Source organism: Shewanella sp. GutCb, assembly GCF_002836135.1.
GTDB lineage: Bacteria > Pseudomonadota > Gammaproteobacteria > Enterobacterales > Shewanellaceae > Shewanella.
In genome coordinates this window covers 219345-234771 of record NZ_PJBL01000003.1, presented here as the reverse complement: position 1 = coordinate 234771, position 15427 = coordinate 219345, and the positions used below count along the sequence as shown (strand labels likewise).

At 42.9% G+C, this 15427-nt stretch carries 9 protein-coding genes; 4 read left to right on the top strand and 5 right to left on the bottom strand.

Annotated elements, in window-relative coordinates; translation table 11 throughout:
- Nucleotides 1-91: 91 nt before the first annotated feature.
- Nucleotides 92-262, bottom strand: a complete 171-nt coding sequence (locus CXF86_RS22665) for a hypothetical protein (RefSeq protein ID WP_180961009.1) — start codon at nt 260-262, stop codon at nt 92-94.
- A 265-nt stretch (nt 263-527) separates the two neighbouring features.
- On the bottom strand, nt 528-698 hold the full coding sequence (locus CXF86_RS23010) for an alkyl sulfatase dimerization domain-containing protein (protein WP_257985289.1): 171 nt from the start codon (nt 696-698) through the stop codon (nt 528-530).
- A gap of 750 nt (nt 699-1448) precedes the next feature.
- On the opposite strand from CXF86_RS23010, the gene CXF86_RS04300 reads away from it, so the two are divergent.
- Nucleotides 1449-8249, top strand: coding sequence for an outer membrane protein assembly factor BamB family protein (locus tag CXF86_RS04300; RefSeq protein WP_102038416.1), 6801 nt, complete (start codon nt 1449-1451; stop codon nt 8247-8249).
- Nucleotides 8250-8609: 360 nt separating this feature from the next.
- Here CXF86_RS04300 and CXF86_RS04295 read toward each other — a convergent pair whose 3' ends face one another.
- The 3 genes from CXF86_RS04295 to CXF86_RS04285 all read right to left on the bottom strand — a co-directional run bounded on the left by CXF86_RS04295 (nt 8610) and on the right by CXF86_RS04285 (nt 12541).
- Nucleotides 8610-10580, bottom strand: coding sequence for an alkyl/aryl-sulfatase (locus CXF86_RS04295; RefSeq protein ID WP_374702321.1), 1971 nt, complete (start codon nt 10578-10580; stop codon nt 8610-8612).
- Nucleotides 10581-10760: 180 nt separating this feature from the next.
- Entirely contained in the window at nt 10761-11774 is a 1014-nt protein-coding gene (locus CXF86_RS04290) for an AraC family transcriptional regulator (protein WP_102038414.1), read from the bottom strand.
- A gap of 182 nt (nt 11775-11956) precedes the next feature.
- Entirely contained in the window at nt 11957-12541 is a 585-nt protein-coding gene (locus CXF86_RS04285; RefSeq protein WP_102038413.1) for a TetR/AcrR family transcriptional regulator, read from the bottom strand.
- Nucleotides 12542-12700: 159 nt separating this feature from the next.
- Between CXF86_RS04285 and CXF86_RS04280 the strand changes: the two genes are divergently transcribed.
- The 3 genes from CXF86_RS04280 (at nt 12701) to CXF86_RS23005 (ending at nt 15121) form a co-directional block, all read left to right on the top strand.
- The gene (locus CXF86_RS04280; protein WP_102038412.1) at nt 12701-13246 is read left to right on the top strand and encodes a carboxymuconolactone decarboxylase family protein; all 546 of its coding nucleotides are present in this window, start codon (nt 12701-12703) and stop codon (nt 13244-13246) included.
- Nucleotides 13247-13483: 237 nt separating this feature from the next.
- Entirely contained in the window at nt 13484-14170 is a 687-nt protein-coding gene (locus CXF86_RS04275) for a haloacid dehalogenase type II (RefSeq protein ID WP_102038411.1), read from the top strand.
- 738 nt (nt 14171-14908) lie between these two features.
- Entirely contained in the window at nt 14909-15121 is a 213-nt protein-coding gene (locus tag CXF86_RS23005) for a GDCCVxC domain-containing (seleno)protein (protein ID WP_101091277.1), read from the top strand.
- Nucleotides 15122-15427: the final 306 nt, after the last annotated feature.

Below are 15427 nucleotides of genomic sequence, written 5' to 3'. Positions count from 1 at the left end.
GAAAGCGCTTGTTCCTGTTCTTGATTTTATAAGAGTCAATCCTTCAGCGCCCCAGACGAAGCTGTTGATCCTCAGATATTTTCGATAATCTCTATCGCCTCATATTCGGCATCCATGCCTCAATCACGAGATTGTCTTCAATATCTTCGGCAACTTCGATGGGGATTTGTGTTTTCTGTTTGTCTGAATTGATGGCTGAGCTTCCATGGATGGACTTGTAGCGTGTCACGGGAGTATCTGCACATACGCTTGCCGCAGGCAATTGGAACCACCTTGGTCTGAAGATAATTAACTGCTGCAGAATTATGTTTTGCAAGATTAACCTGGCTAACCCATAGCATCCAAACAACGAGTTAGCCACTCAAAGCTGTAACCTGCAAACCTTATGGCGTCACGATATTAAACACCCCTTTTGGCTTATCGAGTTTAGAGAAAGAACTGGCTAGATCTATTTTACTGCCTTCGATCTGCAGCTCATCCGAGAACAACACATCTGACACTCCGGCACTGCTGTTTATACACAGCGCTTAGGTAAAACCGCGCCATTGTGCTGATTCGGCTTGATAACCGAGCTTATCATAAGCAGTAGCGAGCAACGCTTCGGCGCGCTCATTACCGTTATGTGCTACCACAAGATGAATAATGATCTCGACAGTGCTGGAAATAATATTGGGCGGCTTTGTTCTTAACGCTAGCACAGAGTATACAAGGGCGTGTCTATAGTGCTTTTGGAATGAAAAGTCGATGGTTTGCAGGTGTGTATAGTGAAGCGAGCAGAAAGTCGTAAGGGTAAATAAAACTGAAAAATAGATGATTACTAATAATCTAAAGCTAAAAGCATCTTTATAGAAGGTGATTAATAATCCGACGTTGGTTTTTCCTATGATTATCAGCTATTGCGAACTTATTAAACTTGAAAAACAGATTAAGCTTTTTAAGCTCCAATATTGTTATTAATATGTTGATATTAAGTTTGTTTTTGTGTATTTTGTGACGATTAAACAAGGATGAGTTTAGTTAAAAAGCCAACTAAGGACAGTATCTCTGTGTGAGCACGCTTCCTCCGTTTTATTTCTATATTCCTTCTTAAAAGAAAAGTTTCATGCTTTGTCTAATACCAGTTGCATTAAAAGTTTGACCATTCGGCGGGAATTTAAAGCCCTGTAGGCAAGATGGGGGATTGAAGCTAATAGCTATTCTATATCCAAAGCCCACAACGAAGCTTAAAGGGCTTTGCCATTTGCTTTAAACGTCGGCCGCACCAGTTAAGCGACTCAGATTTTCCACTTCTGCTTTGCAGTGGCTTAAAAGGGAATAACCCTTTTTTCACCAATGCGCCTTGAATTGAAAAGTCTGAGGGGCTCTGAATTAGTCAAATACTTAATGCTATTGGTATAAAGCACTTTTACCATTTTTATGGCTCTCAAATTTGCCTGCTAGGATGCACAATGAAAACTACAATTACGCTTGCATTAGTCATGTTATCTCTATTAGGTTGTGGCGGAGGTGGCGGCGATGATAGCCCAGCACCTAAACCTGAGCCAGTACCAGTAACTGACACCGATAATGACGGTATTTCAGATAATGTAGATACTGATGATGATGGTGATGGTGTCAATGATGACAAAGATGCGTTTCCTCTAGATGCTACTGAGTCAGTTGATACTGACGCCGATGGCATAGGTAACAATGCTGATACTGATGACGACGGTGATGGGGTTTTAGATGATGCCGATGCATTTCCCTTAGATGCTGCTGAGTCACTTGATACCGACACTGATGGTATAGGTAACAATGCTGATACTGATGACGACGGTGATGGTTTTTTAGATGATGCCGATGCATTTCCCTTAGATGCTGCTGAGTCACTTGATACTGACACTGATGGCATAGGTAACAATGCTGATACTGATGATGACGGTGATAACGTATTAGATGAAGATGATGCGTTTCCTCTAGATGCTACTGAGTCTGTTGATACCGATGGTGATGGCATAGGTAACAATGCAGACAACGATGATGATGGTGATGGCGTTTTAGATGAAGATGATGCCTTCCCGTTAGATGCTAACGAGTCAGTTGATACCGACGGCGATGGTGTCGGTGATAGTAGTGATTACTTTCTTACGGATGCGAGTTGTTTTGCGGAGTCAGATGGTAGTGATGGCGTTTGTTACTTAACCTGGATGGCGTCGCAAACAATTAGCGTAGTGGAATATGGAACTGATGGCATTGTTTACTTTTCTGGGTCGCAGTGGGAATTAGTACACCGTTACGATAGTAATACTGAACATTTCTTAACCCCAATTACAGTTCATGTCAGTGACTCTCCAACGATGGCCTACTCACCTGGACATCAACGTTTTTATATCAGTGATGACAGCGGCGACATCAGTTATATTGATGGAGATGAATTAGTCCATTTTGCGACATCAGATACTCCTTTCACAACCCTCATTCCAGTTGGTGATTACCTGCTAACTCTGGTGCAGGACTATTACAACGATGCTTATGCAACTTACGATATCAATGGCGTAGAGTCAGAGCAGAGTATTAGTTATTTTAATTTTCGTTCAATGGCTTATGAATGGAACCAAGCCAAGTCAAGGTTATACCATTTCCAAGATGGCTCCTCACCCAATGATCTTCTTTATACTGAAATTGATCAGTCTACAGGGCAATTAGGCTATGCTATCGATAGTCCATATCATGGTGATTATTCTATTACGCCACCGTTATCTATTTCACTTGACGGTAACACTGTTGCATTGGGAAGTGGCGATCTGTATGACGCTGAAACTTTAGAGTTGCAGGGCTCAATATCAACTCAATTCAACCACGCTTTTTGGTTAGCTGATAAGGCTCTAGTCACGGTTCAATCCAATTCTGATGAATTACTTCTTGTACGTAGAAATGAACAATTAGCACTGCAAGAGTATGTTGCTATTGATGGTGAGTTATTAGGCGCATTTTCAAAGAGTGATTCAGCGGTATTAGTTTATAAAACTGCAGAAAGAGTTTGGATCGGCACATACCTAGCTAGTGATGATAACGATGGTGATGGCGTTGGTAATACTGAAGATGCTTTTGCGCATAATGCTGCTCTCTCTAAAGACACTGATAACGACGGTTTTGCTGACGAGGTTCACGAAGGTGTTGAAGTTGATGCAGAAACTATGGCTTTAGTTGATGCATTTCCTCAAGATTCAGCATGTTGGCTAGCTGAGCATGGCGCTGGCGGGGTATGTGATTACAATGCGATGGTGCCAAATTTCACCGCCGATGATATAGCATCTGTTGATGGTGTTGTTTACCTGTTAAATGCAGAAGACAAAAAAATATACCGCTGGATATCGTCAACTGAATCTTATACGAATCCAATTAATCTAAGGTCTTCATGGCCCTTTAATGACGAAGAGTCTGCAACTAGCATAGGTTATTCTGCAACTCATGAACGCCTATATGTGGGTTTTGATTCTGGGGCTATCAAATATGCCAATATTGATGTGCTAACGCCACTGCAAGAATATACGAATTCGAGTCAGCCGGTGGATAGTGTTGTTAGTGTTGGTAATTTTATACTCGCTCAATACCGTCATGGATCTTCAGCATCACATAATATTTATAATCAAGATGGCACGTTAACCGATAGTAAAAACCGCAACTACTTCTCCAGTACCTATGCATGGAATGCAAATACATCTAAGGTTTATTTTTCAAGAGATGGAGTTTCACCTAATGATCTGTACTTTGAAGAGATCGATCAATCTAATGGCACCATTATTAGTGCGGGTTATTCGCCCTATCACAGGCAAACTGGTATCGCTCATCCTGTCAGAATTTCTAGCGATAAAACGAAAGTCGCTTTAGGCAACGGACGAATTATTGATGTGACGACTTTGGCTGAAGTCGCTGATTTGTCCTTGTCGGCCGTTGATATTCGATGGATAGCTGATGAGATTTTTGCTCTATCTGTGAATGAAGCTGGTTCATCAGTGATCTCAATATGGTCTTCTGATGATTACCAAAAAATCGGTGAAATTACCGTATCGGGTTCGCCAGTAGCGCTTGAGGAAAATGGTGATGACTTAGTGGTTGTCACTATGGTTGGTGGCGCCCCACAATATAGTAATCAGTCAGTTGCAGATTCTGATAGCGATGGTTTACCTGGTTGGTGGGAAGTGCTGTATGACCTAGATGATAGCAATAGTAGCGATGCAAGCGTCGATTTAGATGCTGATGGTCTGAGCAACATTGAAGAATTTGCTGCCCGTACCAACCCAAATATTGCAGATACCGATAGCGATGGTTTGAGTGATGGAGATGAGGTTAATGACGTACTTTCTAACCCATTAAATCCAGACTCTGATGCCGATGGCATATCCGATGGTGATGAGGTCAATGAACACGGTACAGATCCATTAAATAGTGATTCTGATGGAGATGGTTTAAGCGACTATCTGGAAGTGGTCACACTAGGTACAGACCCATTAAGCCTTGATAGCGATAATGATGGTATGCCTGATGCGTGGGAAGTCGCCAATGAGACAAATCCGCTAGTCAATGATACATCGCTGGATAATGACAGTGATGGCTTAGTCAATGCGGATGAGTTTGCATATGGCAGCGATCCTAACCTTGCTGATAGTGACTTTGATGGTCTCAGTGATGGGGATGAAGTTCATACCCATCTTACCGATCCTACCAATGCAGATACTGATGATGACCGTATGCTTGATGGGTGGGAGCTTGTTTATGGATTTAATCCTAATTTAGATTCTGATGCGCAGCTCGATTTTGATGTCGATGGCTTTTCCAATGTTAAAGAATACTTCTTAAAGACAGACCCAACGGATTTAACTGATAAGCCAGTGGCAAAACCCTGGTCTAGTTACCAAGGTAATGCGGCGCATAATGGTCTGAATATAGTTGATATTGATAGTAATGACTTGAGCTTACGTTGGAGTGTCGATATCCCTGTTAACTTTAATTACTCGGATGACGATATCGTCATCGCAGACAATAAAGTAATCGTAACGGGTGCTCAAGTGAGCAACGTTTCACTCAAAGATGTACTGAGCCTGGATGCGCTAGATGGCAGTATCGTATGGCAAAAAACCTATGAAGTGAACTCTATTACCCCTCCAGCCTATAGTGATGGCAAAGTGTATTTTCAAACGGGGGGGCAGGATGATTCCTATATTCGAGCGCTGGATATCGCAAGCGGAAATTTAGTGTTCAAATCCGCTTATAGTAATCAATGGTCTGACTTTGCTGCTCCGACTCCCTTTGGCGATAGTATTTATGTTGGAGGAGGTTATTATGGTGGCATCTATAGATTTGATGCCACCTCAGGTGAAGAGATTTGGTTTAGAGAGGGAGGTAGTCAAGGCGGTTGGACACCTGCAGTCGATCAACAATCAGTGTATCTTTTTAATGATGCTTTAGAGATCATAGATAGAGAAACTGGTGAGCTGTCTGCATCCATAACTTTAGATGCTTTCTCTTTTAATGCACAAATCCCGACCTTAGGTTACGAGGATGACTTATTTGTTAATTATAACAATGAGCTAGTAGCCTTTGATCTGAATTCTCGTAGCGTTAAGTGGCAAACCCAAGCAGGCTATTCAGCACCTGTTTCTGTTGGGTTTGGTGAGATTTATGTTATCAATAATGGCGTTGTTAATGCCTTAGACTCTAAAGATGGAAGCTTATTGTGGGCTTGGGAACCTGATAATAATGAGTCTTTACAAAGCAATATTTTAGTGACGAATAATTTGTTGTTTGTCTCAGGAGGCTCAACCACTTTTGCCGTTAATTTAGAGAGTCATCAGCAGGTGTGGTCAATTTCCGAAAGCGGCAAATTGTCACTCGGTAATGAAGGTGCTTTGTATATTCTTAATCAACAAGACCGCAAATTGGCTTCCGTGAATGTCAGTGGTGATACAGATAATGACGGTATGCTTGATTGGTATGAGGACTATTATGGCTTTGATAAGCTGGTAGCTGATGATGCTATTTTAGATGCTGATGACGATGGCTTGACCAATGTTGAGGAGCATGACTTAGGGACCAACCCAATAAGTAGCGATACTGATGAAGATGGGTTAACCGATTTTGAAGAGATAAATAGCTATTTTTCTAATCCTTTAAGCTCTGATACCGATGCTGATGGTTTACCTGATGCTTGGGAAGTTGATCAAAGCTTTAATTTGCTCGACCCCAGTGATGCATTGTTAGATAGCGATGGAGATACCATCTCAAATCTTGAAGAATATTTGATGCAAACTGATCCTAATGATAGCGGTTCAGCACCAGATATTATTACAGATGTTGCTTACTCATTTGAAGATCAAGTAGTACCAGATTCATGGGTTATCAATTCAAGTCTAGCAAATTGGTATGTTGATAATACAGCAGCCAGTGATGGCATCTACAGTCTCTATACCGAGGATGCTGCAGAGATTAGTTTAACAGGCTTTTTTGCCGGTAATGAACTTAACTTTAAGGCAACGAGCAGCTGCAGTTGGAGCCGCAACCTTAAAGTGACTATAGATGGTGAAATAAACGAATTCACGATTAGCAATGACTGGACGCTGCAATCATTGCTAGTACCACGTGGAGTTCAAACTATCTCAATTCAAAACCCTAATGATGGCTGCAGGGTAAGAATTGATGATGTTCAATTTTCTGCACTTGAAAATATTCAGAGTTTGGGTATTCAATACGTAAGCCAAATAGATAACCAACTAAGGTTTTTTGATTACGAAAATCACCTAATCAAAAGTGTAGATATTCCTCGTGAAGTTGATGATGCACGAGATCTTACTGTGTTAGCTGATGGTCGTATCGCCATATTTAACGGAGTCTTTACTCCTGTATTGTCGGTGTATGACCCTGAACGACATACGTGGCAAAGCTTACGTCATGATGGCTGGGGTATTGTGAATAATGGAACATATGGCGGTATCGATAGTGCAGACAGCTTCGTCTATGTAACTGATATGAACGTGGGCAATGGAACTAGCCAAGGCATAGTGAAGTTTGATTTGGCGAGCAATACCTCAGAGCATTATCCGGGCAAGGAATATATTGATTTATCAATCGGCCTAGATAATAAGCTGTATGCTTTAGCGGGTTATGATGTTGATATTTATGATCCAATAACAATGGTATTGCTGGATTCTATCTCTGTTCAACAGTCTCGCGCAGTTACTGCTGATAGTCATGGCAATGTTTATCTTGTGACCTGGAGTGGTGATGTCCTGAAATACGATAGCGCTGGCTCTTTACAAGGTACCTTATCAACAAGTGCTTCTTTTTATGATATCAATATTAATCAGCGTAATGAGTTGCTGTTTACTGACAGAGATCAGCGATTACTCAAAACCACAACCTTGCTAAATACTTATCAGGTGGTTCTCGAACAAGGAAATAGCCAATTTATTGATGATGTTGTTGGCATTGATGAAGATTTAGATGGTATGCCACTCTGGTGGGAGAGTAAGTACGGCTTTAGCGACCTTGACTCGAGTGATGGTATTGCGGATTTTGATGTGGACGGTTTGATCAATGTTGCAGAATATGAATCCTTGACCAATCCAACAATCGCAGATACTGATGGCGATCAAATCAATGACGGCGATGAGATTAATACTCATCAGACTAATCCGCTGCTTATGGACACTGACGCTGATGGTTTAGATGACTACGAAGAACTCAATACAACGCTAACGGATCCTTTACTTGCTGATACTGACGGAGATTTATTCTCTGACGGTGATGAAGTCAATTTATATGCTACTGACCCTAATGATGCGAACTCAATGCCTACCGCTTTAACTGAGTTTAATGAGGGGTTTGAAGCGGAACAAATGCTTAATTGGCAAAGTGGAAGCAACTCAGATGCGCCATGGGCTTCTTCGCAAGCTTATGCAAGTCAAGGTGACACAAGTTTCCGCTCAGGAAGTATTGTTAACTCTCAAGTAAGTAGTGCTGAGTTTAAAGTGCTGGTCACCACTGGGGTATTGAGCTTTGATAGTTTAGTTTTGTCGGAGTCGTGCTGTGATGTGCTCAAGGTCTATGTGAATGATGAATTACTCATTCGAACGGTTAGTCAAGAGTGGAGTACTCATTCGTTGAACCTTGATGCAGGTGAGAATACGGTACGCTTTGATTATACAAAAGATGGCAGTGCTTCAAACTTAGAAGATGCAGTATGGATAGATAACTTAGTTTTTAGCCTTTAATTTATTAATGTCAGTTTTAAATTAAGCCCAATCTTTTGATTGGGCTTTTTATGTCAAAGTGTCTCTGTGATGACATAAAAATACAGCAAGCTCCTTTGTTTAGTAAGAAGTTAGATATGTAGAGTTTATCTACCCTTGCACCTATTATTGGCTTATTTTACACGTTTATAGAAAATAAGTGATGCAAGGAGTTCTGGTGGATATGAGATTTTCGGCTAGTTAATACCCCTATCGCTTCTTTTACTAATTAAAAGAAACACACTGCAATTGGTGAGCTAAGAGAGTTTTGCTGATTACGAAGTGACTATCTTATAGCATCCAAACAACGAGTTAGCCACTCAAAGCTATAACCCACTAACCTTATGGCGTCACGATATTAAACACCCCTTTTGGCTTGTCGAGTTTAGAGAAAAAACTGGCTAGATCTATTTTACTGCCTTCGATCTGCAGCTCATCCGAGAACAACACATCTGACACTCCTGCGCTGCCAATAATCAGGTCGATAAACAGTTCGTGACTGATGTTGAGTGTGGCATTAGCGGTGGCTGACTTGGGGGCTAGTTTGTGGTGTAACACTGCATTTTTCAGCGTCAGTACGTAGTTCTTATCCAGATCGGTGAAGTTGATATTAAGCTCAAACTCTTCGCCAAACGCCTCTGGGCCAATCACCCTTGATGCCATTGATTGCAGGAAGTTTTCCACGGGCGAACGCAGTAAAATCTGTTTCATTGACGCTAAATCGATGCCCTTTTCTGGGCTACCGTGGCGTAGTTCATAGGCGGCGCTTAGGTATACGTCGCGCCAAGGTGCGGACTCGGCTTGATAACCGAGCTGATCATAAGCGCTCGCCAGCAAGGCTTTTGCGGGGTTGTTGCCGTCATCAGCAACGACAAGATGATTAATCAGCTCTGCTGCCCAACGGTATTCACCGGCATCAAGCGCGATATTGGCTTGCTCAATCACCTTGTCAGCGCCGCCCATCAACTTGACATATTTTGCTGCTGAAGCCACTGCTGGCAGAGGATCTAGGTTTACGGGGTTGGCGTCATACCAACCTAAATAAGCCTGATAAACCGCTTTGGCATTATGCTTAGCGGTGCCGTAATAGCCGCGACTGGCAAAGGTGTTAGATAAGGCGGGTGGCATTTCAATCGCCTCGGCGATCTCTGCTGGAGTCAAACCTGCATTGAGCATCCGCACTGACTGGTCATGGATATATTTATAGGTATCACGCTGCTTTTCCAAAAAGCTGTTGATTGCCTCTTGGCCCCAGATTGGCCAGTGATGACTGCCAAAGTAAACCTGAGTATCGCGCTGTGCGGTAAGTGCTGAGTCAATCGCGCTGCTCCAGGTGAGCGCATCGCGAACCTTGGCGCCGCGCAGCGTATAAAGGTTGTGCATGTTTTTCGACACTAATTCTGCGCCGCAATACGCCTGCTGTTCTGGTAAGTAAAAGGTAAACTCTGCAGGGGCTTCTGAGCCAGAAACAATCTGAAACTCAAACGGAACACCATCAATAAGCTGTGCTGAATCTTGAGCGATAACCGTGGTTGGGCTTAAGATCCCGAACTGACCAAAAGCGGGTTCTTTGCCTAAGCCAGAGTCAATGTGCCCTCGGGGTGAGCGTGGTAACTGCTTGCCATACATATACATGGCGCGTCGACTCATTGCCGTACCGGCCATGACATTCTCGCTGGTGGCTTCATGCATAAAGCCTGCTGGGGCGATAATATCAATCTCTTCGATCGCACTGTTTTTAAGTGCATTGCTTCCAAGCGTAATGTTTTCAAGTAAGCCTAGTGCGCCGCCAAAATGATCCATATGGCTATGGGTAAAGATAATCGCCGCTATAGGCCGCTTTCCTAACTGTTGGTTTATGAATTCCAATGCCACCTTGGCGGTTTCGGCCGTGGTAAGAGGGTCGACAATTATCCAGCCTGTTTTACCGGCAATCACGGTCATATTGGCTAAATCAAATCCACGCAGCTGGTATACCCCGGTGGTGACTTCAAATAGACCATCAATATTATTCAGTGTTGCTTGTCGCCAAAGGCTGGGGTTAACACTGTTGGGCGCATCACCCTCAATGAAGTCGTAACTTGTTCTATCCCAGATTTTGTTGCCTTGCTCATCAACAACAATCAATTGCGGTAATCTGGCTATAAAGCCACGCTTAGCATCTTCAAAGTCTTGTTTGTTGGCAAAGGGTAGCTCTGCTAACACCGCATTATTGGCGTCGATAGTGTGAGTGCTTGCTGGGGTAAAACCAAAATCATCAGCATTTTGATCATGAGTCTCTGTCTGAGTGGGCTGACAACCAAGCAGGAACATTGCCGCTAAGCTGCCAATGAATAACTGCCTATTCGGTCTGAGCTTAAAGGGGCGTTGCGGTAAGGTGTTAGTCGGCATGGGCGCACTCACAGGTAAGTAAATTAACAATTACTGATAAGTTATTACAAGTTGTTCACTAGTCCGTTATCATTTTCCGCCAATTATGCTGGCGACCGAAAATTAGCGGCTGCTGCGCTTACGATAATCTGACGGGCTAATGCCTTTCCAAGCATGGAAAAAACGGCTGAAATTACTCACGTTGCTGTAGCCTAGAGTGTCAGATAAGCTGCTGATTGGCATTTGAGTATTGGCGAGATAATGGTGCGCGAGCTCTTGACGCTTTAACTTCAGTAAGTCTCTAAACCCCGTGCCTTCAAGGTGCAGATAACGGCTTAAGCTGCGCTCGCTGATATTATACATCTGTGCAATTTTCAATGCGGTGGGCTCTTCATTCACCAATAATGCATGGATCCCTTGGCTGGTCTTTTCCTGCCAATTTAACGCCTGCATCTTATCTAAATATTGGCGTACCGCCTTTTCATTGTGCCGGGCTAATAGCGGGTCTTTGCTGATAACAGTTTGCTCAAGCATAGCGCGGTCCATCCACATACAGTTATCAGCAGCGGCCATAACCACTGGGCAATCAAAGAGATCTAACCAAGCTTGTTGTGATTTAGGCGCGGGTCTAATTAACTCTACTTTCCGCACAAAGTCGTTATGGCCAATCATCTGTTTGCCGTGCAGCATTAAGCTGGAAAAAAATGCATCTATGGCCAAGGCACTAATCTCAACGCCATTAAGCGGAATAATAGTGAAACCGAGCAAGTGCGGTGTGCGTTGTAAACTAATCACGGCAGAGTTACTGACTAAGGCAGAATAATCAGGAAGGGTTTCGAAGGCTTGCGCTAAGGTATCGCTGCTCATCATCAATGCACCCAGTGAGCGAAAGTGTATTGGGTAAGCATATTGGCCCACAGTTAAACCAAAGGACAATGAGCCTGATGCATGTTCAGCTGCTTGCCAAAGCAAGGTCATTTTATCGATGGCGACTCGAGAATCAGGCTCGGATTCTAACTTGGCAAGGCTTAATCCTACATCACTAAATACAGCACTGGCGTTAATATTACTGGCACTTAGCGCGCGAGCGATCGCTAAGGACCAAGCTGCAATCGTGCTGTATTTTGGGTTAGTCAAAGATACTCACTTAAAACGACTCATTACAAGATACTTACTCATACTCATACTCACTATTTTCATCATAAGCGTAGAATCGTAAAATCACTATTGTTTACGACATTAGCCTGGTTTTAGTCTTAGTCCTTCGACAACGGTAATGTGTTGCTCGCTCTTGCTAGAAAGCGAATGTGGTAGAACCGCTAAAAAGGGTAGTGAGCAAATATATCGTCAATCATCTGCGCCAGTGGTGCATCGCCATCGGATGCTCTGCTGTAGGTGCGTAGGCCTGAGATCTGCACCTGAATATGGCGTGCTAGTTGTTTAGCGTCTTTGTCTGTACTGACCTCGCCCATAGCTTGTGCTTCTACTACTAGTTTTTCGAACTCATGTTCCATTACCTTTAATGACTGTTTTGCAGCCTCTAAAAGCTCTAGATGTTCATCGGTTAGCTCGGCGACCGTTTTAGCGAGCATGCACATAGCGCTTGGCGCGCTGCCTTGCTTTTCAACGATAATCAGTTTCATAAAGGCTTTTAATGCCTCAATAGGCGAGCTTGCCTCGGCGCTAGAAAGTGCCAGTTGATCGATGCCAGCTTGAGTATAGCGAGCTAATGCTTCTTTAAATAAACCCTCCTTACTACCAAAGGTGGCGTAAATACTGCCGGGACGCATATCAATAACATCCTGCAAATTACGCATTGAGGTGGCATGAAAGCCTTTCTCCCAATATAAATTTGTGGCTTTATCAATAACTTGTTCCCGATCGAACTTAGCATTCTTTCTCATAAAATGGGCTCACTTAAAATAGCTTTGAACGATTGTTCAATTTTAACTTGAACGATCGTTCAAATCTAGTTATATTATTTGCATACCAAGGAACAGACCCACTAGATCTGTTGCTAACGAATTTGTAAGTGAAGCAAAACTAACAATAGGAAACCCCTTATGAGCCACTTTAAATTACATACAGTTGAAACAGCACAAGCAAAAAGTAAGCCAATTCTAGAGAATGCTGCAAAGCAAATGGGAGCAGTTCCAGGCTTGTTTGCGGTAATGGCTGAATCTCCTAACACCTTAGAAGCCTATACGCAGTTGCACCAGCAATTCGCCAGTTCATCTTTTAATGCAGAAGAGCTCACTGTTGTATGGCAAACCATTAATGTTGAACATCAATGTCATTACTGCGTGCCAGCGCATACTGGCATTGCACATTCAATGAAAGTTGATGGCGCATTAACTGATGCGCTACGTAATCGCGAGCCAATGCCTACGCCAAAACTACAAGCACTGCAGGACTTAACATTGAGCATGGTGCGTAACCGTGGCAACGTGTCCCAAGCTGAGCTAGAAGCATTTTATGCAGCAGGTTATGGTCAGCAACAAGTACTTGAAATCATTTTAGGTCTATCACAGAAAGTGATCAGCAACTACGTAAATCATGTTGCGCAAACCCCAGTCGATAAGATGTTTGAACAGTTCGCTTGGAAATAAATAGCAACGAATAATTTTGTTGAGCTTTTTAAAGAATGCTGGGATTGTGTCATGCTGATAATCGCTACACTCAACGCAAACATCTTCAGTAAAGCGCTAGACGCCAGCCGTTTATAGGCCGACACTAAATGCTCACCTTATCGGTGGGCATTTTTGTTTTAGCCGCTTTTGGTAAAAATAATTAGGTTACAGCGCCTCGTTTATAGGGCGTAGTTTATTGGTATAAAGGAGAGTGGGATGAAAAAGGTATTAGCATTTGATGTTTACGGCACCTTGATTAATACCCATGGTGTCGTGGTCATGCTCGATAAATGGATAGGCTCACAAGCCACAGCCTTCAGTCACACATGGCGTGATAAGCAGTTAGAGTACTCATTTCGTCGCGGCTTAATGCAAACATACCAAGGGTTTTCTCAGTGCACAGCGGATGCGCTGCAATACAGCTGCCAGTACTATCAAATCGAGCTATCTGATACGCAGCAAGTGCAACTGCTCGCGAGCTATTTAACCTTGCCAGCTTTCGATGATGTTAAACCTGCTCTAGCACAACTTAAAGCGATGGGTGTGCCGATGTTTGCTTTCTCAAATGGTGAGCGTGCTGCAGTTGAATCACTGCTCACTCATGCTGGATTGCGCGAATACTTCAGCGCTATTGTTAGCAGTGAGGATGTGAAGTCGTTTAAACCTGATCCTGCGGTTTATCGCCATTTATTGGATGTTACTGCAGCGCATGCTCATATGAGCAGTCAAGCTGGCCACCAAGAAGTGTATCTCGTTTCAAGTAATCCGTTCGATGTACTCGGGGCGATGTCATCAGGCTTAAAAGCGGTTTGGGTTAAGCGTACAGCCACTGCCATTTTTGACCCCTGGGGGCAAACGCCAACGACGACTATTGAAACGTTAACAGAGCTAACGGCGCTATAGGGGCTTGATACCATCAAACATCGTTAATCAGTTATTTGATGGCTGGAATTGACTCTCTAGCTGCATCGATAGTCGCAGAATTAACAGCAGCATTATGCTTGTCATCATTTAAGTGTATCTACTGCAAATGTCTCCGAGTAGGTGTTGCCACTGCAATCAAAGCCGGCAGTGTTAGCCTTAATTTTTTAAAGATCCAAATGAAGGGCACTGCCATATAAAGCTGCTTGAAAATGAGGCTGGTTGTAATGCGGTATTGAACTTAGGCTTTGAAAGTGAGACATTTTCATCAGCTAATTACAAATACACCATCGATGCTTTCAAAGGTGACTTTGCACTCGTGTTGGAGCGTCTTCATTTGTAATTACAAGCGATAAAAATCTAGTTCTAAAGATACCATAGCGCAAAAAGTAGTGGCATTTAATAGCAAGTTCCAAGTCATACAAGAGAGGAAAGTGCTTTAAGATCTAAGCAGCTGAAAAAGAATTATATTGCTGGGTATATATTACTTGGCTTTGTGGTGCTGATGTTTATGGCGGCTTTATTGCACTCATTAAATCATCTCAAGAGTAAGCGCTATACTGCAGGTTAGATACCATGTGCTAGTAGGATTCCACTGAGTTTGTTAGCGCACTTGTTCGGGCGGTAGATACCCATAGAGGAGAGGGCATGATGCTGACATCTATGCTTTATTTTCTATCGCGGGCATCTACTTTCATCACATTACATTAGGATATGCAAATGAGTGAGCTAACGCTAGAGTCTATGATCACCTGTCCGGAGTGTGGGCATCAAGAGCTAGAGATCATGCCTACTGATTATTGCCAGTTTTTTTATGAATGTAAGGGATGCAGAAAAGTATTGCGCCCCAAGAAGGGTGATTGTTGCGTGTATTGCTCTTTTGGTAGCGTTGCGTGCCCGCCAATACAGCAAGGCGAAGGCTGTTGTGGATAAACACTTGCTCGCTTTGTTAGTGGGCAGTGACTCACCTGTATTGGTTCTTTGTACTCGTGATTAAAAATACAAACCAGCATTAATCTTAAGGAGTTCGACAGCGATTATTAGCGCTCACACTTGAGGCTGTAGCCGGTAAAGTCTTACTCTAAGTTGTCGCTATTAATGGTGTTTTTTGAGAAGGTTTAACCTCTAAGTTTATCAATTATATTGCTAAACTTGTTTTTCTACCTCGACTTGGGTCAGCAATCATCACCTCGAAATTTGGTTTCGCTTGAGCAGCAATAAAAGTCGCTAACAATATAG

Coding starts and splice junctions, on each gene's coding strand:
- CXF86_RS04295 (WP_374702321.1), bottom strand. CDS start 10,580: ATGTTCCTGCTTGGTTGTCAGCCCACTCAGACAGAGACTCATGATCAA.
- CXF86_RS23005 (WP_101091277.1), top strand. CDS start 14,909: ATGAGTGAGCTAACGCTAGAGTCTATGATCACCTGTCCGGAGTGTGGG.
- CXF86_RS04275 (WP_102038411.1), top strand. CDS start 13,484: ATGAAAAAGGTATTAGCATTTGATGTTTACGGCACCTTGATTAATACC.
- CXF86_RS04280 (WP_102038412.1), top strand. CDS start 12,701: ATGAGCCACTTTAAATTACATACAGTTGAAACAGCACAAGCAAAAAGT.
- CXF86_RS04300 (WP_102038416.1), top strand. CDS start 1,449: ATGAAAACTACAATTACGCTTGCATTAGTCATGTTATCTCTATTAGGT.
- CXF86_RS04285 (WP_102038413.1), bottom strand. CDS start 12,541: ATGAGAAAGAATGCTAAGTTCGATCGGGAACAAGTTATTGATAAAGCC.